14 protein-coding genes and 1 tRNA gene are annotated in these 18,575 nt (G+C 66.1%); 8 read left to right on the top strand and 7 right to left on the bottom strand.

The genetic code is table 11. The features are described from left to right. Positions 1-47: 47 nt before the first annotated feature. The 5 genes from ABEJ63_RS08945 (at position 48) to ABEJ63_RS08925 (ending at position 5,080) form a co-directional block, all read left to right on the top strand. Positions 48-2,021, top strand: coding sequence for a 3-hydroxyacyl-CoA dehydrogenase NAD-binding domain-containing protein (locus tag ABEJ63_RS08945; protein WP_375796018.1), 1,974 nt, complete (start codon positions 48-50; stop codon positions 2,019-2,021). 50 nt (positions 2,022-2,071) lie between these two features. Continuing rightward, positions 2,072-2,146: transfer RNA gene (locus tag ABEJ63_RS08940), tRNA-Glu, on the top strand. Positions 2,147-2,209: 63 nt separating this feature from the next. Continuing rightward, positions 2,210-2,551: a hypothetical protein gene (locus tag ABEJ63_RS08935; protein WP_375796017.1), complete on the top strand. Its 342-nt coding sequence runs from the start codon at positions 2,210-2,212 to the stop codon at positions 2,549-2,551. A gap of 12 nt (positions 2,552-2,563) precedes the next feature. Continuing rightward, on the top strand, positions 2,564-3,028 hold the full coding sequence (locus ABEJ63_RS08930) for a hypothetical protein (protein WP_375796016.1): 465 nt from the start codon (positions 2,564-2,566) through the stop codon (positions 3,026-3,028). 66 nt (positions 3,029-3,094) lie between these two features. Further along, positions 3,095-5,080 (top strand): AMP-dependent synthetase/ligase, encoded by a 1,986-nt coding sequence (locus tag ABEJ63_RS08925; RefSeq protein ID WP_375796015.1) that lies wholly within the window; start codon positions 3,095-3,097, stop codon positions 5,078-5,080. Positions 5,081-5,104: 24 nt separating this feature from the next. Here the strand turns inward: ABEJ63_RS08925 and ABEJ63_RS08920 are convergent, their stop codons facing one another. The 7 genes from ABEJ63_RS08920 to ABEJ63_RS08890 form a co-directional block, all read right to left on the bottom strand. Continuing rightward, positions 5,105-6,532 carry a DASH family cryptochrome gene (locus ABEJ63_RS08920; RefSeq protein WP_375796014.1) on the bottom strand — a complete coding sequence of 476 codons (1,428 nt, stop codon included), beginning with the start codon at positions 6,530-6,532 and terminating at the stop codon, positions 5,105-5,107. A 183-nt stretch (positions 6,533-6,715) separates the two neighbouring features. Then, a complete protein-coding gene (locus ABEJ63_RS08915; protein WP_375796013.1) occupies positions 6,716-7,090 on the bottom strand; it encodes a secondary thiamine-phosphate synthase enzyme YjbQ in 375 nt (124 codons plus the stop codon). 93 nt (positions 7,091-7,183) lie between these two features. Further along, positions 7,184-7,735 (bottom strand): hypothetical protein, encoded by a 552-nt coding sequence (locus ABEJ63_RS08910; RefSeq protein WP_375796012.1) that lies wholly within the window; start codon positions 7,733-7,735, stop codon positions 7,184-7,186. A 112-nt stretch (positions 7,736-7,847) separates the two neighbouring features. Continuing rightward, entirely contained in the window at positions 7,848-11,015 is a 3,168-nt protein-coding gene (locus ABEJ63_RS08905) for a SpoVR family protein (protein WP_375796011.1), read from the bottom strand. Continuing rightward, on the bottom strand, positions 11,008-12,321 hold the full coding sequence (locus ABEJ63_RS08900; protein WP_375796010.1) for a YeaH/YhbH family protein: 1,314 nt from the start codon (positions 12,319-12,321) through the stop codon (positions 11,008-11,010). Before ABEJ63_RS08900 ends, ABEJ63_RS08905 begins: the two co-directional genes overlap by 8 nt. After that, entirely contained in the window at positions 12,312-14,597 is a 2,286-nt protein-coding gene (locus tag ABEJ63_RS08895) for a PrkA family serine protein kinase (protein WP_375796009.1), read from the bottom strand. The genes ABEJ63_RS08900 and ABEJ63_RS08895 overlap by 10 nt, the downstream gene beginning before the upstream one ends. Before the next feature lie 4 nt (positions 14,598-14,601). After that, on the bottom strand, positions 14,602-16,671 hold the full coding sequence (locus ABEJ63_RS08890) for a PrkA family serine protein kinase (protein WP_375796008.1): 2,070 nt from the start codon (positions 16,669-16,671) through the stop codon (positions 14,602-14,604). A gap of 235 nt (positions 16,672-16,906) precedes the next feature. Between ABEJ63_RS08890 and ABEJ63_RS08885 the strand changes: the two genes are divergently transcribed. Genes ABEJ63_RS08885 through ABEJ63_RS08875 form a run of 3 tightly spaced genes read left to right on the top strand, consistent with a single transcriptional unit; the run spans position 16,907 to position 18,573 of the window. Further along, positions 16,907-17,296: a DUF5820 family protein gene (locus ABEJ63_RS08885; RefSeq protein ID WP_375796007.1), complete on the top strand. Its 390-nt coding sequence runs from the start codon at positions 16,907-16,909 to the stop codon at positions 17,294-17,296. A 26-nt stretch (positions 17,297-17,322) separates the two neighbouring features. Further along, a complete protein-coding gene (locus ABEJ63_RS08880) occupies positions 17,323-17,775 on the top strand; it encodes a UPF0179 family protein (protein WP_375796006.1) in 453 nt (150 codons plus the stop codon). Between the two features lie 30 nt (positions 17,776-17,805). Then, positions 17,806-18,573 (top strand): SDR family NAD(P)-dependent oxidoreductase, encoded by a 768-nt coding sequence (locus ABEJ63_RS08875; protein WP_375796005.1) that lies wholly within the window; start codon positions 17,806-17,808, stop codon positions 18,571-18,573. Positions 18,574-18,575 lie beyond the last annotated feature (2 nt).

Genomic DNA, 18,575 nt, shown 5'->3' with positions numbered 1-18,575 from the left:
GACCGCCCGACGGAAACGTTGAAGCGCGCCACAGGCGAGGTTCTCGTATGAAGTTCGAGGATATCGAGACGGTCGCGGTACTCGGCGCCGGTAATATGGGCCACGGTATCGCAGAGGTTGCGGCACTGGCCGGGTACGGCGTGACGCTGCGAGACATCAAAGAGGAGTTCGTTCAGGACGGCTACGAGCAACTGGTCTGGTCGCTCGACAAGTTGGCAGAGAAACAGCAAATCGGTGAGGAGGAGGCCGAGGCGGCCAAAGAGCGGGTGACGCCGCTGGTGGATATCGAGGCGGCGGTCAGTACGGCGGACGTCGTCATCGAGGCGGTTCCGGAGCAGATGGACATCAAGAAGGACGTGTACAGCGAGGTAGAGGAGTACGCTCCCGACGAGGCCATCTTCGCGACGAACACCTCATCGCTGTCCATCACCGAACTGTCGGAGGTGACTGACCGCCCCGAGCGGTTCTGCGGGATGCATTTCTTCAATCCGCCGGTGCGGATGCAACTCGTCGAGGTCATCTCCGGGAAGCACACGGCTGAGAACACCCTGGAAGCGATTGAGGCGCTCGCGGAGTCGTTCGGCAAGACCCCCGTGCGCGTCCGCAAGGACTCGCCGGGGTTCATCGTCAACCGCGTGCTTGTCCCGCTGATGAACGAGGCCTGCTGGCTCGTCTCGAACGACGAGGCGACCGTCGCCGAAGTCGATTCGACGACGAAGTTCGACATGGGCCTTCCGATGGGGGTCTTCGAGTTGGGCGACCAGGTGGGCAACGATGTCACCTACCACGTCCTCGAGTACATGGAAGAGGTGCTCGGCGAGGCCTACGAGCCGGCGCCATTCCTCGCGGAGACGGTCGAGGCAGAGCGGTACGGCAAGAAGACCGGCGCGGGGTTCTACGACTACGAGAACGGCGGTGTCGAGATACCGACCGACGCCGGCACGGAGATAGTCGAGCGACGGCTCACTGCCGTCATGGCGAACGAGGTCGCCCACCTCGTCGAGGCTGATGTCTCCGATCCCGAAGATATCGACGAGGCGGTGATGCTCGGGGCCGGCTTCCCTGAAGGGCCGGCCAAGCTCGCCGACGGGTACGGGCTTGAGGAGCTTCTCGCACACCTGGAAGAACAGTACGACCAGCAGGACCATCCCCGGTTCGAGCCAAGCGCCGCGCTGCGAGAGGCGGCCGAGACCGGCGGGTTCCACGCCGACGAGGAGCCGGACGCCGACAGCGACACCAGCTTCGACACGCTCGACCTCCGGTATCCCGGCGACATGGTCGGTCACATCGTGCTCTCACGGGAGGCCCGGATGAACACAATCACCCGAGAGATGCTCACGGAGTTGCGCGAGGCGCTTGAGTTGTTCGAGGCCGACGACGAGGTGCGGGCACTGCTCCTGACGGGGGAAGGCTCTCGGGCGTTCTCTGCGGGGGCGGACGTCGCCTCGATGGCCTCCTCCGCGGAGCCGCTGGACGGTATCGAACTCGCGCGGGTCGGGCAGTCGACGTTCGGTGCCTTCGAGGAGTCGCCACTGCCCGTGGTCGCCGGCATCGACGGATTCGCGCTCGGCGGAGGCTTCGAGTTGGCGATGTGCTGTGACTACCGGCTCGCGTCCGAGCGGTCGGAACTGGGCCTGCCGGAACACGACCTCGGGCTGCTCCCATGTTGGGGCGGTACCCAGCGGCTTCAGCGGCTCGTCGGCATGTCCCGCGCGAAAGAGATTATCCTCACAGCAGAGCGGTTCGACGCCGAGACGATGTACGACTACGACGTCGTCAACGAGGTGGTCCGCAACGACGAGTTCGACGCGCGAGCCCACGAGCTGGCGGCCGACCTCGCGGCCGGCCCGCCTGTCGCGCGGAAGCTGACCAAGCAGGCGATGCTGAAAGGGGCCGAAGACATCGACGCCGGCCTCGAACTGGAGGCGCAGGCGTTCGGGCACCTGCTTGCCACTGACGATCTGATGGAGGGCATCACTGCGTTCATGGGTGACGAGGAGCCGGAGTTCGAGGGGAAATAGCCGACCGCGAACGGAACGCTTATACGAATTTCTCGGTTACGTCAGACCGCGCACCGTTGGTGTAGTCCGGCCAATCATCTTGGCCTTTCGAGCCGAGGACCAGGGTTCAAATCCCTGACGGTGCATTCGGGTAATACCCTTTTTGCAGGGTTCTCTGACACGTTTAGCGGTATCTCGGGGTGGTCCGCGTGAGCTCCGTCGAGCGGGACGTCGACGTCGTTATCGACGATGTCGACAACCGTGCCGTCGCGACCGTCGTCGAGCGTCGCGAGTACGAGCTCGACGAGCTCTTCCAGGACGACGAGCTGCGTCTCTGGGAGGACGACGCCGGCTGGAACGGATTTATCCGCGAGGAGCAGGCGGACGGCACCGTCGCGTACTACAGCGTCAACACGCGCCACGACGAGGATTCGTGGGTCAGGAAGGTTCGCTGTGGTAAGGAGGCCGTCCGCAACGGCATCCAGAAGCACATCGCCGACCCGAAGGCCGGTGAAGCAGGCGAGTTCCGCCGGAGGTGCTCGCCGCCATGAGCGCCGTCGTCGATGAACGATGCACACGCTCCCGTCGATATCTTCGAGCAAATGAACCGGATGCTAGCCCAGATGCGACCGGCACAGTTCGCCGGCGCCGATGGATGGCAGCCCAGCCACGACGATGCCCACCCCCGGACCACAAGCAGGATGAGCCTGGGCACGCCCCCCGCGTGTCAGCGTCGAGCGAGACGGCGACCATCTCGTCGTGAGTGCAAATCTGCCGGGCTTCAGACGCGAGGAAATCGACCTGCGGTATCACAAGAGCTGCTCCACATCGATGCCGAGACGGCAGCGGCCCACAAAGATGGGACGGCCGACCAGTCGCAGAGTCGGTCGCGGCGCGTCAGCAAGCGGATCCACCTTGGCGATTTGACACCCGAAGACGCCACAGCCTCGTACCACAATGGTGTCCTCGAGGTTCGGTTCCCTGCGGTCGACGACGCCGGGTTCGGCCACCGGATCGACATCGACTGAACAGCGCCGTCAGTAACAGAAGGCTGACAGGCACATTCAAGCCCACCCGGGGGCAAGGCTTCGGGAATGAAGACCCCCGATACGGACTGGTTCCGCGCTGAACAATCGTACACAGACGAGGCGATGGGGGAGACGACGCTCCCGCGGCTTTTCCTCGATAGCGCGGCTCGCCACGGGGTCGCCGACGCCCAGTGGTACAAGGGCGGTGTCTACGACCGGTCGCTGACCCCGGAGATTCTCGACGCGCCGCTTGCCGACGAATACGGCGCCGTGAGCTACGACCGAATGGCAGATATCGTCCGCCATCTCGCGGCTGGCTTTCGAGAACTCGGCGTCGCGGCCGGCGACCGCGTCGGTATCTATGCCGACACCCGCATGGAATGGGCCCAATCGGATCTCGCCCTCCTGTCGGCCGGCGCGGTGGTTACCACCGTCTACACGGAATCATCGGCCGAGCAGGCCCAGTACTTGTTCGACGACCCCGACGCGACAGGTGTCGTCTGCGAGAACGAGACGCTCCTCGAGCGGGTGCTCGCGGTCGAGGCGGATCTCGACCTTTCGTTCATCGTCGTGATGGACGACATCGAGGGATACGACGAGGCGCCGGTGGATGTCCACACGCTGGCAGAGGTCCACGATCAGGGGGTAGCCGCCTATGATGCCGACGAGTTCGCGTCATGGGTGGACGCGACCGACCCGGCCGACCTCGCTACGCTCATCTACACCTCTGGGACGACTGGCAAGCCGAAAGGAGTGCGGCTGACACACGCGAATATCCACGCGAACGTCGACCAGGTGCGCAAGCGGTTCGCGCCGCGGCCGGACCGCGACCCAGACGTGCCGACGCTGGATGCCGACAGCCGGTCACTGTCGTTTCTCCCGCTGGCGCACGTCTACGAGCGGACGGCCGGCCACTTCGCCATGTTCGCCTCTGGGGCGACAGTGGCGTACGCCGAGTCGACCGACACCATCGCGACGGATATCCAGCTCGTCCGGCCCACCTCGGCGACGTCGGTACCGCGGGTCTACGAGCGCATCTTCGCGCGGATGCGCGAGCAGGCCGGCGGCTCGCCAGTGAGCGAGCGGGTGTTCGCGTGGGCCGTCGGCGTGGCCCGCGAATACGCCCGCACAGACGCCCCGGGCATCGGCCTCCGAGTCCGGCACGCGCTCGCTGACCGGCTCGTCTACTCGACGGTCCAAGAGTCACTGGGCGGTCGGCTCGAACTGTTCATCTCCGGCGGCGGCTCGCTGTCGAAACGGCTCGCAGAACTGTTCGAAGGGATGGGCCTGCCCATCCACGAGGGATACGGGCTGACGGAGACGTCGCCTGTCGTCTCCACGAACCCGCCAGAGGACCTCCGGCCGGGGACGCTCGGCCCGCTGGTCGTCGACACCGAAGGCCGGCTTGACGAGACAGCCGTCTCGGAGGCTCAGCGCGAGCGCGCTGACGGCGACGTAGGTGAACTACTCGTCCGCGGGCCGAACGTGACCGACGGCTACCACGAGCAGCCCGAGGCGACCGAAGCGGCGTTCACCGAGGCAGAGGACGGCGGCGACCCGTGGTTCCGAACCGGCGATATCATCGAATCGACGGCCGACGGCTATCTGGTCTATCACGACCGGCTGAAGGAACTGCTCGTCCTCGATACGGGCAAGAACGTCGCGCCCGCTCCGATCGAAGACGAGTTCGCCACCAGCGAGCGGGTCGCCCAGGCGATGGTGGTCGGCGACGGCCGAAAGTTCGTCGCTGCCCTTCTCGTCCCGGACTTCGAGGCGCTGCGCCGGTGGGCCGTCCGCGAGGGGCTAGATCTGCCTGAGGACCCCGAACAACTGGTCGATGACGACCGGGTCCGCGAGTGGATCCGCGCCGATGTCGAGCAGGTCAACGAATCGCTGGCAGGCCATGAGCGCATCAAGGAGTTCCGACTCGTCGCCACCGAGTGGACGCCCGACAATGATCTGCTGACGCCGTCGATGAAGCTGAAGCGGCGCAACATTCGCGACCGGTTTGCGAACGCACTTGAGGATATCTACGGAGAGGCGGACAGCTAATACAGGGCGATACGGCTGCTTGATTCAGTGTGTGCGGTACCACTCCTCGATGTCGAGCATCGGCGCCGGGTAGTCGATGCCCACCTGGACGCCATACGTGGCCTGGTCTGACTCGTCGAGCCGCCAGGGTCGGTGGGCATACTCCGGCGGGAGTCCCTCCAGTTCGGGCAGCCAATGAGTGACGTAGTCCGCGTCACTGTCGTATCGCTCTGCCTGCGAGAGGACGTTGAAGTAATTATCCCGGGAGTCGTTGCCGACGCCGGCCTGGTAGGCCCAGTTGCCCCAGTTCGAGCAGACATCGTAGTCGACGAGTTGGGATTCGAAGTAGGCGGCCCCCCACCGCCAGTCGACGCCGAGTACATCTGCGAGGAACGAGGCGACGTTCTGTCGGCCGCGGTTCGACATGTAGCCCGTCTGATTGAGTTCGCGCATGTTGGCATCGACGAACGGAATCCCCGTCTCGCCATCGGCCCACCGTCGGAAGGCCGTCTCGTCGCGGCGCCACTCCTTGTCGACCCCGCGGATGCCGCCCGGCTGGAAGAAGTCATGGCCGTGTTTCAGGAACTGAAACTGGAAGTAGTCGCGCCACAGCAGCTCGAAGATCAGCCAGTACGTCGAATCGTTCGACACCCGTTCGTCCTCGTACCGCTTCACCTCCTCGTAGATATACCGCGGCGAGAGACAGCCCTGCGAGAGCCACGCCGACAGCTTCGAAGAGTAGTCTGCACCTAGTAGGCCGTTGCGGGTCTGCTTGTATCGCCGGAGATTGTCGTCCTCCCAGATGTACGTTTGGAGGCGTTCGCGACCGGCCGTCTCTCCGCCGCGAGGAGCGATGGCTGCCCGCTCGTCTGTTGGGGGTGCTGAGACGCCGAGTCCCTCGAGGGTCGGAAGCTCGCCCGGCTGCTCGAACGCTGGCGTCGAGACACGTGCCGGCGTCTCGACCGTCTCACGGACTGTCGCCTCGCGCTCGACCCGCTTGCGCCACGGCGTAAACGTATCATTGATTTGGTCGACGGACGTCGGCAGGTCGTTGACGTGGTAGAGTGCGTGTGTCCAGAACCGTTCGACAGTGACCCCGCGGTCGCTGAGCGCGCTCCGGGTGGCGTTCTCGACGCGGAGTTCCTCCGTCGCGGGCATCGTCTGCAGGTAGACCGCCTCGGCGTCGAACCGGTCGGCAACGGCCGGCACGACCTCCCGAGGATCGCCGTGCTCAACGAGCAGGTCACCGCCCCGGGCCCGGAGGCTCGCCCGTAGATCGCCCACGCTCTCCCGGATGAACGCTGCGCGGTGCGGACCTGTCTTCGGGACGTCGACGTACTGCGAGTCAGCGTACCGAGCCGGATCGAAGACATACACCGGAACGACTTGGTCGGCATCGGCGACTGCTCGTGCGAGCGTCTCGTTATCGTGGAGCCGAAGGTCGCGTCTGAACCAGACGACCGCAGTATCCATACGTTCCGTTGGGACGGAACAGGGAAAGCCACACGGGAACCGGGCGAGCGTGCCGTCAGCGTCGCGGAGATTGCGCCGTTGGCCGCACGGCGTGAGCGAACAGGACGGGGAGTTTAGCTGAATGCAGGCGGTAAGCCTCCTTCCTCAAGGAGCCGCCGAAGGCGGCGAGTAGGCAGGGGTAGTTCACACGACGTCAATCGACCGTGTCCGGGGGCCGTCACAGTCGACGAGCAGGACCGACTGGTGGGTACCCAGATCAAGCCGGCCGTCGGCGACCGGCACCGTCACGCCTCGGCCCAGCACCATACTCGCCAGATGCGAGGCGGCGTTGCCGTCAATCTCGTCGTGGCGCCACTCGACGGCTGGCACCGATGCCCGCAGGAACGAGTGGATATCCTGCATCAGCCGCGGTTCGGCCTCGTTGATGACCAGCCCAGCCGTCGTGTGCCGACAGTAGACAGTCACCGTGCCCCGGCGGTCCCGCGGTACCGCCTCGGCAACCTGGTCAGTCACGTCGACGACGTCAATCTTCTCGTCGGTGGTCACTTCGAACCGCATCCGTGTTAGTATGTCCCACCCAGCAGCCACAAATAGCTACGGGACCGGTCGCCATTCTCCCACCCCTGAACGGGTGGCGGCGGCTCGCTGTGGTCAGGATCTGAGCCGCTGGAACAGGATGGGGTCCTGCTGGGAGTACACCTGGTAGGCGGCCGACCCCATCAGGAACACGTAGAACGCAAGCGCGACGACGGTGACGTCCACTTGGGAGAGCCCGGGGACGCCCACCAGCGCGGCGATCGTTGTCAGCGCCGCCAGGAGCCCCAGCCCGAAGTAGTACTCCCCCCACAAGAGCCCGTACTCCGGGACCACCTCCATATAGACGGTTACCTCGGGGGCCCGCTCGGCCAGCGACACCGTCTGGGCGTCGCTGTCGTAGCTGATGATTTCCAGCCCGTCCAGTTTCGGAAGATGCGTCTGGTTCAGCGAGACATACACCGACTGGCGCTTGTCACGCGGCGCCGGGGTCGTCCCCGTCTCCAGGGCGGCAACCCGCTCCGACAGCTCGTTGAGCGTCATCTCATCCGCGTCGGCCTCCCGAAGACACTGGAGCGTCAGCCGGCGCCGGTCGTTGCGCAACACGTCGTGGACATCCGCCGGCTCCAGTTCCGTCTCGGCCGTCGCCGTCTGCTGTCGGTGTGCCACGTCCGCCAGGTGTTTTGCCCCGCCCCGGTTTGAAGCTATCGTGCTCGTGGCACGATGAGACTCGGAGTGCCAGCCTCCCACTCCCCAGGGGGCGGGGTCCCCTCGTCACATATTAGTTCAGCCACTCGTCGGGCTTGGTATCGTAGTCGACATCGTCGGTCTCGAGGGGTGGCCACGACGACCGGTCCACCTCGAACCGCTCGAACCCCTCTCCGTCGAACCGGATGCGAACCCCAATCTCCTCGGGCTCGGGCTCCTGACCGCGCCGGCTGGCCGCCTTCACGTCCCGCTCGTCGATCTCTTTCACGACGGTCAGCAACTGGACCGGCCGCCCCCACAGCTCGAACAGCCGTTCGAGGACCCGCTTGGCCTGCGCAATGTCCAGCGCGATGCCGTTGTAGTGGTGGGCCAACAGCAGTTCGTTGCGGTTGCCGAAGTTGTCGTCGTGGACGGTGATGGTGGGCTTGCCGAAGTTGGTGAACTGGAGCAGCAGCTTCTGCTTCACGTCTTGAGGGTCCGTTGACGTCGCCCGATAGTCGCCGTGCCGATGGCTGTACTCGTAGGTAAAGTAGCCGCCGGCGGCGACGAACTCCTCGGTGAGGTACTCGTCGAGGAACGTCACGTCGTTGTGGCTCTCGCGCACCTCGAACAGCCGCTCCCAGCCCGCGGTGTAGTCGACGGCGCCGACCGCGGCTTCGATGCTCTCGTAGCGGTCCCGCTCGAACAGATATCGGTTGATCCGCTCGAGCTCCTCGCGACTCGTCCGCCCGAGGAAGCCGCGGTGCTGCGGCTTGACCAGTGAGTAGTGCCGCTCGGCAAGTCCTTCGAAGGTGAGCACCTTCCATGGGTACCGCTCGATATCGAACTCGCCGGCGCGGGCGGCCGCCAGCCCCTCGGCGTCGACCCGCGGGTCCTCTGGGTCGAGCCGGTCGAGATTGTCGACGACAGTCGCCACCTCAGGGGCTGGCTCGAGCAGCCGCAGCACCCGGTCCTCGTCGAGCTCGTCGAATGTCGTGGGCGTCACCCCCTCGACCCGGAGCAGTTTCTCCAGCAGTTCCCGCCGGTTGGCGCGGTTCTCAACGTACGTCCACAGCTCGAGGCCCAGCGCATACGGGTTGAGCCCCGGCGAGCCGAGCACCTGCGCCATATGGTCGGCGTAGGAGACGAACTCGTCGTCGGCCGCGAAGTTCTCGCCAGTCATCATCACGGATTCCCACTTCGAGTTGTGGTTCACGAAGCCGGCCGCGGCGTACCGATGGGTCGTTTCGACGGAGATGTCGTAAACATCGCCCGTCCCCGTCTCGATGTGGACGACCTCGTCGGTCCAGGACGCGTCCTCGAGTTGGGTGAGGTCGTTGAGATAGGCGACGAGTCGCTCTGACTTTTGTGTGTGGCCGAACCCAATGGCGTCGGCAAACTGGTCTGCCGATGCGCCAGTCAGGTGGACGTACTGACAGCCGTCGGTCTGTTCTCGCCGGCTCAGGATGCCGTAGTTCGTCAACAGGAGCTGGACCGTTCGGGCGAGCGCTTCGCTCTTCGTCGAGAGAATCACGCCCTGGTTGCCAGCGTCGCCGTCAGCATCGAAGAGCCCCCGCAGGAATTCCGAGGCCACCGCCTTCGGCGACCGGAGCACCTGTTCGGGCACGGTCCGCTCGGCGGCAGCCTCCCCCGTTGGAACACCGAATTCGTCGCGCAACAGATCACGAAGGTGGTTCGAGCGAGCGTTTGCCCGCCAGCGTGAGCCCTGTTGTTCGACCGTCGGGTCGACGCCGAACAACTCCGCACAGAGGCCGGCGAACTCCTCGGCGTGTTCACGCTTGCCCGAAATAAAGGTAACCTGGCGAGCGTTTGCCGAGACCTGACCATTGCCAACCAACAGTCCGAGGAAGCGGCCAAGCCGCTCGGTGACACGTTCGGGCACCCGGATGCGGTCGCGGCTGTTCGCTCCGACGTCGCCCTCTGGGTCGTACCCGTCGAGGGCGGCCTCGATGGCATCGGCTCGCTCGGCCCGCCCGACGCGCTGATACCGGAGGACCGTCGAGACGGAGACGCCGGCCTCGTCGGCCACGTTCTCAAGCGTCGTGCACGACGGCGTCTCCCAGTCGACCGGTGCGTACTCGTCGGGCCAGCAGCCGTTCCCGCCGCTCACCTCGATTTCGTCACCCTCCTCGAGCCCGTCGAGCCGCACCCACTCGCCGTCCGGCCGTCGCACACGGTGGTTGTTGGACCCAGTGAGTTCGAACCCGAGACGCGTCTCGACAGTCACGGTGTCGTGTGATTCGATGACGTTCGTGTCGTACACCGGCCGTCGTTCGGCACCGTCGGACACGTCAGGCTGCCGGTCGACGACCTCGCGCATCTCCACCAGCCCGTCCTCGGTGAACACGCGGGTGTCGGGAGCCACACAGGCCCACCCCTCGTTCATCACCTTCGTCATCCGCTGGGGCGCGAAGTAGTACGCCTCCCGACGCAGCAACTCGAGCAGTTCGCGCTGCCATTCTTCGTACTCGACGGCCCGGCCTGTCTCCTCGTCGTACGCGCGGCCGTGGACCGCGAGGTACGCCAGCAGGTCCTTCTCGCCGACAGCGTCCTCGCCGGGCTCGTGCTGCTCGCGCCACTCCTCGTCGAACACCTCGTCGCGCACCTCTTCGGAGATATCCAACTCGCCAAGCGACTCGTCGGACTCGTCAGGCTCGGGCCGGTCCCGCTCCCAGGCGTCGGTCGGGCGGAAGGCACGGTGCTGGTCGATACAGCCGTCCAGACAGGCGACGTGGTCGATCCACTCCTCGACAGCCTCGCGGTCGATGTCGGGATCGGTGGCGTACTCGCGGACCGTCTCGGCGTGATCCGCCAGCATCGCGGCGGCGTCTGGGCCTCCCTCCGTGCCGTCGTCGAACAGTCGGAACCACTCGTTGTTGCGGAAGAAGTCCGCGTGAGCCTCCACGTGCGTGATGACGGCCTTCTGGTCGGCCAGGTCGTTCGATTCCTGCAGGAACGCATGCGAGGGATCGTCGTTGTTGACGATCTCGAACGCCTTCCCGCCGAGGAACTGCCGCTGCTTGCGCTGGCGGTCGTAGTTCATGCCCCACCGCCAGTGGGGGTACCGCTCCTGGAACCCCTCGTAGGCGATGAGTTCGTTCATCTCGTCGTGGTCGACGATCCAGTAGTTCACTGGGTACGGGTCGAGCCCGAGCTTCGACGCGAGGGCTGTCGCCGCCTCGACGTGTTCCTCGAGGTCGTCGGCGATACGTCGTTTTCGGATGCGATCCTCGTTACTCATCGGTCTCCTCCGTCGATAACACAGTGTAGATGGCGTCGACGACGTCGGCAGCGTTCTGGACGTACGCCACGGCCACGTCGTCGGACTCTTTGAAGTGCCGTTCGACCTCCTCGGCGTGGGTGGCGCTGATAGCGTTGCCGCTCGGCTGGGTCTCCACGTAGGCGTGGAGATTGGCGTCGATGTCTTCCATTAGCGGGATGACCCGGTCCTCGGTGTCGTTCGAGGAGTTCTCCGAGTCACCCGCCGCGAACACGTAGCGATTCCACTCCGAGTAGGGGTACCGCTCGGCGAGAATCTCCTGCGCGAGTTCGTACGCCGAGGAGATGCGGGTCCCGCCCCCCGACCGGATGCCGAAGAACTCCTCACGTTCTACCTCCCACGCCTCCGCGTCGTGGGCGATGTAGACGAACTCGGCGTTGTCGTACTTGCCCGTCAGATACCAGTCCAGCGGTGTGAACGTCCGCTCGACGAGTTCTCGCTTCGTCTCCTGCATCGACCCGGAGACGTCACGGATGTTGACCACGACGACGTTTGTCTCCTTTTCCTCGACCGTCTCGGGGTGCCGGTAGCGCTCGTCTTCACGGCGGAGCGGGATGTTGTCGATGCCGTCCCGGCGGATTCGGGTGGCCGTCGGCTCGCGGTCGACGTTCGCCTCCATCTCCGCGAGCGACCGCCAGCGGTCCCGCTCGGCGGCCGGCAGCGAGTCGTAGGCATCCTCGAGCCAGGCCCGCGAGACGGGGATCCGCTCTTCACGGGCCCATTCGAACGCGCGGGCCGGCCCCCAGCCGTCGATGCGCAGCGCCTCCCGGACGTATTCGTCGTCGAAGTCCGTGGCGAGCTTCCGTTTCAGCCCGCTCTTGAACAGCCGCTCGAAATCGAGCGTGCTCGCGGGGCCGGACCGGCGAATATCGCGGTACTCTCCCTCGCGTTCGGTGACCACCTCTCGGCCCTTCGGATCGAGGTCAAGCCCGAGTTCTTCGTCGAGTTCGCGGGCGAATTCCTCGGGGTCCATCTCGTAGTACTCGTGGTCGGCCCCTTCCTCGCCCGGCTCTCCCTCGCCGTCGCCGTCCTCTGGCTCGCCCTCTGCGACCTTGTCGCCGGGCTCGGGCTCGCCCTCAGCCTGTCCGACGCCGCCCATGTCGCGTTGGTCGTACTCGAACTCCGGCAGGTCGACGATCTTGACCGGCACCTTCACCGCGTCAGGGCGGGACTCGCCGAGATCGCCATACTGGATGAACTCGGTGAGGTCCTGCCGGCGCTGTTCGCCGACCTCGCGGAACCGCTCGAGGTCCTCTCTCAGTCCCATCGCTCGCGCACCTCCGCCATCACCCGCCGGCTCGCCAGCTCTGCGGAGGCGTCGCTGTAGCCGAACAGGTCGGTCATGTTGGCGATGGTCTCCTGCTTCAGACGGGCGGTCTCGGTGCCCGTCGGCGGGTCGACCCACTGGGCAGGGTCGAACTCCTCGTACGTGCGGGCAACATCGTCCCAGTCGTCCCGCTCGAGGACGGCCCGGAGTGCGGGAATCTCCTCGAAGGCGAGCTCGCTGGCGGTGAACCCCTCGTCACGGCTCCGCCACGCGTGGCGGTTGACTGCGGTGACGACCCGGTCGCGCCGGAATTCCTCGACCGCACGGGACGGCGCCGTCCCGTCGTAATCGGACTCGTCGAACCGGCCGAGCTGTTCGGTCTCGAACACCTTCAGCTCCAGCGGATCCGGGTCCACCCGCTCGCCGCGGTCGTTCACCACCTGCTCGCCTTCCGCCCAGGCGTAGACGCCTTCCACGTAGGCGGCGACCGCGTCGGGTTCGGGCCGCTCGTCACGCAGCAGCGCCGCGAGCACGTCTGCCTCCTGCTGCTCGTAGGCGTACGCGCGGACCGCATCGGCCCGACGGGCATAGCCCGTGCGTTCGTCCTCGGAGAAGACGGGCGCCTCTGCCAGCCGGTCGACCATCGCGTCCACCACGTCCTCCGGCGTGATGACGTCCTCGACGGCAAGCGTCGGGTGGCTCCGCTCGGATGGGGCGCCGGCCAACTCCGCGAGTACGTCCCGCGTGAACGTCACCGGGATGCCGCGCTCGCCGTCTGCGGAGTCGTCGGCGAAGTCGAACTCGTCGGCGTCCCGGCGCTCGTCACCCTCCTGTAGGTAGCCCTGGTCGAACAACAACGCCTTCTCCACGAGATCCAGCCCGCCGGGGAGGTCGTCGGCGTCTAGCCGGCTCACGACCGCGTACATCGCCGCGGTCGCGACGGTGTGGGGAGCAAACTCCCGCTCGCGGACGGTCTCTTCAGAGCCGACCCGCACCCGGACGTGGACCGGCTCGCGCACCCGGTCGCCAGGGTCCACCTCGTCGTCGGGGGTCCACACAGCCGTCTGATTCGTCAGTTCGCGACGCACGAGCTCCGTCTCCAGCGACAGATTCGTCAGATAGCGGAACTCGTGTCGCTCCAGCCGGCGTTTGAGCGCCTTCAGCGGGTCCGACCCCTCCGCAGCGGCGTGTTTGTTCAGCTGTGCGTCGAGGTCGGGGTTGGAGATGATGACCATCTGGGTGTCAACCTCCATCTCGATGCCTTTGTCCAGCTTCACGCTCCCCTCGTCGGGGACGTTCAGTAGTTTCCCCAGCAGGTCCGCGTGCTGGCCGGCGTCCTCGACGACGGTGAGCACGCCGTTCCCCTGCGAGAGCACGCCGTCGTAGGAGAACGCCTGGGGGTTCTTCCGGCCCCGCGAGTCGAGCGCCCGCACCATCCCCGGCATCCACGAGCCGACGAGCCGCTCTTTGGGCGTGCCGTCGTCCTCGGAGTGAAGCACGCCGATGCCCTGGCCCACGTCGACGACGTAGTTCTCCACCCGGAGATGCTGGGTGTCCGTCACCGCCGAGAACAGGTCCTCGCGGCCCCGTCGGCGGTACTGTTCGGCGAGATGATCGTACGCCTCCCGCGAGAACGGGTCCAGATTCGCCGGCTCCCGCACCGGAATGTGGTCGTCGTGCTGGTCGTTGACGGCCGCCAGTAGGTCCTCGCGCACCGGCTCCGGGAAGACGGCGAGTGGATGAGTCTGGACCGGCGACCGGTACCAGTCGTCCTCGTCGGGTTCGGTTGCGTCGCCGTAGGTCATCCCGGTGGCCGTCGTTTCGCCGTCGACGTTCCACGTGAGCGTGTAGCGGCGCCCCTCGGGCCGCTTGGAGTACTCCCGAAGGCCGTTGACGAGACACCGCTTCAGTTCGGACTTCCCGGTCGCGGTCGGCCCGTCGAGCCACAGAATCTTCTCGTCTTTGCCACGGCCGGAGGCGATGGCCCGCAGGTCCGCGACGAACTCGTTGAGCGTCTCCGTGTTGCCCAGGACGGCGTGTTCGCCGTCGTTGTAGGGGTCGTCGAAGAAGCGGTAGCGCTCCCGCTCTTGCCCCTCTTCGATGACTGGGCGGGTCCCCGCCGCTTCGATGGCGTCCAGCAGGTACTTCGAGGCGTGGACGGCCGTCGACGGCCGCTCGAGCACGTGCTCGACGTACTCGGCGAGGCTCATCGGTGGCTCGTAGGTCTCGCGGAGCGCGTCGTCGGCGGCCGCGAGATACTCCGACCCGTCGGTCATCGCGTCACTCCTCCATCTCCGAGCGAGCCACCTCGGCGCCGGCGAACTCCAGCACTTCCTTGGCACCGGCCTCGGAGTAGCCCTGCTCCTCCAGAGCGGAGATCCACGCACTCCGCTCGTCGTCGTCGACGTCGCCGCTGGAGACGAGCGCCGAGAAGTTGATGTTGTGCTTCTTGTCCTCCCAGAGCTTCCGCTCGAGGGCCCGCCGCAGCCGGTCGTTGTCGTGCGGCTCGAACGACGACCCCTCGCGGGCCCGCCGGGAGACCCAGTTGGCGACCTCCTGGCGGAAGTCGTCTTTCCGGTCTTCCGGCACGTCGAGCCGTTCCTCGACATCACGCAGGAACTTCTCGTCGGGCTCCTGCTCACGGCCCGTGATGGAGTCCTCGACCGTATCGTCGTCGATGTACGCCATGACGTGGTCCATGTACTTCTCGCCCTGCCGGCGAATCTCGTCGATGTCGTACGCCAGTGCCGCCCGGACATCCTCGATGGCCCGCTCTTTGTACTCCTCGCGCACCAGCTCGAGATACCGGTGGTACCGCTCGAAGTTCTCCTCCGGGATGGAGCCGTGGTTCTCGAGGTTCTCCTCGAGGTGGTTGAACGTCGTCAGCGGCGAGAGGAACTCGCGGTCGCGATGCATCGAGTCCATGATGGCCTCGGCAATCTCGTCGCCGATGAACCGCGGCGAGACGCCGTCCATCCCTTCGCCGACGTCAGTGGCTTCGGCAGCCTCTTCGCGCAGCTTGCGCACGTCGATGTCGTCGGCGTCGTCCATCTCGCCGGAGTAGGCCTTCGCCTTCGCGACCAGCGACACCTGCCCGCCGTCCGGCTCGGTGATGCGCGTGAGCACGCCGAACAGCCCTGCCATCTCCAGGGTGTGTGGCTCCACGTGGATGTCGGGCACGTCGGCGTTCGACAGCATCTTCCGGTAGATTTCTGCCTCGGCCTCGTACTGGAGGACGTACGGGAAGTCGATCCGCTTGGTGCGGTCGTTGAACGCCTCCATCTTCTCGTCGCCCTTCTTCTCGCGGTACTCGGGCATGTTCGTCCGGCCGACGATCACCTGGTCGATGTCGATCCGGGGGTTGTTCTTGGGCTTGATCGTCTGCTCCTGGGTGGCGTGCAGGAAGTCGTAGAGGAACTCCCGCTGGAGCTTCAACAGCTCCTCGCCGGAGAAAATACCCCGGTTGGCGTGACAGAACGCGCCCGAGTAGTCGAATGCCCGCGGGTCCGACTCGCCGTACACGGCGAGTTTCGAGTAGTTGACCGTGCCCGTCAGCTCCGTCTCGTCCTGGTTCTTCTTGTCCTTCGGCTCGAACGTCTCGATTGCCTGCCGTTTGTTCTCGTCGGCGACGAGCCGAATCACCTCGACATGATTCTCAAGGACGGCCTGCAGGTCGTCGTCGTAGTGGTCGAGCAGGCGGTCCATGTAGAACTCGCTTGCGGGGTCCAGCGCCTGCTCGTTACGAATCGTGTATGGCGCCTCGAGCCGGTCGTTCAGCTCGTCGATGACCTTCTCGCGTTGCGGCTCGGGCAGCAACACGAGCGGGTCCTGATTCATCGGCGACCGCACAGTGTCGTCCTCGGGGTCCTGGTCCGGGATGACGTCACGCAGGTTCGTCCACCGGAAGGTGTACATCCGGCCCTCTTCGCGGGCGGTGTAGTCCTCGTAGTAGCGGCGGATCTGGCGGTCGAAGTCGGACTTCCCGGAGCCGACCGGACCCAACAGCAGCTTGATACGCTTCTCGGGACCGAGCCCGCGAGCGCCCGACTTCACCTTGTTGACGAACTGGTGGATGGCTTCGTGGACCTCGCGGCCGTAGAAGACGTTCTCGCCGTCGCCGACGGGGTCCTCGCTGGCGATGTGGTATTCGACAACGCCGTCCTCCTCGTCGTACTCCGTCCCGTAGAAGTCGAACATATCCGCGACCCGCTGGTGGGCGTTGCGCGCTACCTTCGGGTTCGCGTAACACTCCTCGAGATACCAGTCGAACGAGCGCGCCTCGCGCAGGTCCGTGGGAATCGAGTCTCGGTACTCCTCGGAGAGCTGTTGCAGGGTTTCCATATCGCTCATTGGTATCAGCCGGTGAGGCCGGGGTACGCCTGCCGACCGTGGGGACACGTGCCCGGCGCGGCAGTGCACCGCTCGCGTCCCGCCGCCCGCACGGGGCGGCGCTCGGCCGGTGGCGAATCGGGGGAAGGCGTTTCGTTTGCTACACCCACACCTATGGGTCGGATTAGCATAACCCTTGTGACCGGCCTGCCCCCCAGACCGCCGGCCTCAAGCCCTCCGCGGCCTGCTTATGGGTATGGACGAGCCCGACCTCCCGGACGGCTGGCGCCCCTGGAGCGAGGCCGCCGACAAACTGGTGTGGGCCTACCGGCCGGACATCTTCGACGGCGATGCGTTCCCCGCGGCCTGTCTGCCGACGATCTACCTCACTCGCGGCGGGCGCTCGCGCCGCCCCGGCGTCGACCGTGACCCCGGACCAGGCGCCGACTGGCACGTGACGCTCTTTCTCGAACCGGAGGTCGGCCCCGACCCCGAACGGTACCCCGACCGCGCGGCGGCCATCGAGGGGGCTCGCGAGCTGGCCCGGGCATTCGCAGCCGGCGAAATCGATTACCGCGCACTCTATCAGGTGCCCCGCGAGGCGTACTTTCGGCGGCTCGACGAGCTGACCGGCCGCGACAACTAGAAGGGGCGGGCGTGTCTCCTTCCAGTATGGCCGACGTCACGCTCATCGGGAGTCGACTCGCCGAGACGGGCGTCGAGTTCGTCTACGACGGTGAGTCGGCTGCCTGCGAAGGATGCCCCTATCGGGGGCAGTGTCTCAACCTGACACCCGGGCGCCGCTACCGGATTACGGGTGTCCGTGAAAACGCCGAGACGCTGGAGTGTGCCGTCCACGATGCCGGCGTCCGGGCTGTCGAGGTCGAACCGGCCGCCGTTGAGGCGAACGTCGCCTCTGCGCGCGCCTACGAGGGCTCAACCGCGGCTCTCGAGGGACCGTGTCCGTACACGGAGTGTCCGAGCCACGAGTTCTGTGAGCCCGCAGGCGCCGACTTCGACGCCGAATATCGCATCGAGGAAGTGCTGGGCGACCCGCCCCATGACTACTGTATGCTTGATCGCGACCTGACGCTCGTGCGGTTTGCCGCTCCAGACGAGGAGTAGCTTTTTGCCAGCCCCGGGCGCCCTCCGGGCGTGCTCTCGGACACCACGGCGTTCGTAACGGGCGCCAGCGGCGGCATCGGGCGGGTCATCGCACATACGCTCGCTGACCACGGGGCGTCGGTGACGTGTGCAGCCCGGAGCGACGGCGTTCACAGGACTGCCGCCGACATCGGCGAGGCGGCCGTCGCCGTCGAGACAGACATCACCGACGAGGACGATGTTGCGGCGGCTGTCGAAGCCACGGTCGAAGAGTTCGGCGGCCTCGACTGTGTCGTGAACAATGCCGGCATCGCCGGCCCCACCCAGCCGTTCGACCGGCTCGATCCCGCGGACATCCAGGAGACAGTCGCGGTCAACGTCACCGGCGCAGCCACCTGCGTGAAACATGCCGCACCGCATCTGCGGGCCAGCAACCGCGGGAGCGTCGTCAATATTGGCTCCATCGGTGGGAAGCTGCCGTATCCGAATCGGGTGCCGTATGCTGTCTCCAAGATGGGGCTCATCGGACTGACGCGGACGCTAGCGTACGAACTCGGGCGGGCAGATGTGACGGTGAACACGGTGCTGCCCGGCCCGGTCGCGGGCGACCGTATCGAAGATGTCGTCGCAAAGCAGGAGCGACTGGCCGACGTGGACGGCGCCGAGCCGTACCGCATCGGCTCGGACGATTTCGCGCTGCCCGAGTACACCGTCGAACCGGAGGAGGTTGCCGAGCAGGTGGCGTATCTCGCTGGCCCGCACGGCCGCCACATCACGGCCCAGGAGATCGGTGTCGATGCCGGCGGGACGTGGTACTGACC

This window comes from Halosegnis sp. (assembly GCF_042216475.1).
Taxonomy (GTDB): Archaea; Halobacteriota; Halobacteria; order Halobacteriales; family Haloarculaceae; genus Halosegnis.
This window is presented reverse-complemented; position numbering and strand designations above follow the sequence as displayed.

What these genes read in the sequence shown, in the direction of transcription:
- ABEJ63_RS08945 (WP_375796018.1), top strand. Translation starts at nt 48, where the DNA reads ATGAAGTTCGAGGATATCGAGACGGTCGCGGTACTCGGCGCCGGTAAT.
- ABEJ63_RS08930 (WP_375796016.1), top strand. Translation starts at nt 2,564, where the DNA reads ATGAACGATGCACACGCTCCCGTCGATATCTTCGAGCAAATGAACCGG.
- ABEJ63_RS08925 (WP_375796015.1), top strand. Translation starts at nt 3,095, where the DNA reads ATGAAGACCCCCGATACGGACTGGTTCCGCGCTGAACAATCGTACACA.
- ABEJ63_RS08920 (WP_375796014.1), bottom strand. Translation starts at nt 6,532, where the DNA reads ATGGATACTGCGGTCGTCTGGTTCAGACGCGACCTTCGGCTCCACGAT.
- ABEJ63_RS08915 (WP_375796013.1), bottom strand. Translation starts at nt 7,090, where the DNA reads ATGCGGTTCGAAGTGACCACCGACGAGAAGATTGACGTCGTCGACGTG.
- ABEJ63_RS08905 (WP_375796011.1), bottom strand. Translation starts at nt 11,015, where the DNA reads ATGAGTAACGAGGATCGCATCCGAAAACGACGTATCGCCGACGACCTC.
- ABEJ63_RS08900 (WP_375796010.1), bottom strand. Translation starts at nt 12,321, where the DNA reads ATGGGACTGAGAGAGGACCTCGAGCGGTTCCGCGAGGTCGGCGAACAG.
- ABEJ63_RS08895 (WP_375796009.1), bottom strand. Translation starts at nt 14,597, where the DNA reads ATGACCGACGGGTCGGAGTATCTCGCGGCCGCCGACGACGCGCTCCGC.
- ABEJ63_RS08890 (WP_375796008.1), bottom strand. Translation starts at nt 16,671, where the DNA reads ATGAGCGATATGGAAACCCTGCAACAGCTCTCCGAGGAGTACCGAGAC.
- ABEJ63_RS08885 (WP_375796007.1), top strand. Translation starts at nt 16,907, where the DNA reads ATGGACGAGCCCGACCTCCCGGACGGCTGGCGCCCCTGGAGCGAGGCC.
- ABEJ63_RS08880 (WP_375796006.1), top strand. Translation starts at nt 17,323, where the DNA reads ATGGCCGACGTCACGCTCATCGGGAGTCGACTCGCCGAGACGGGCGTC.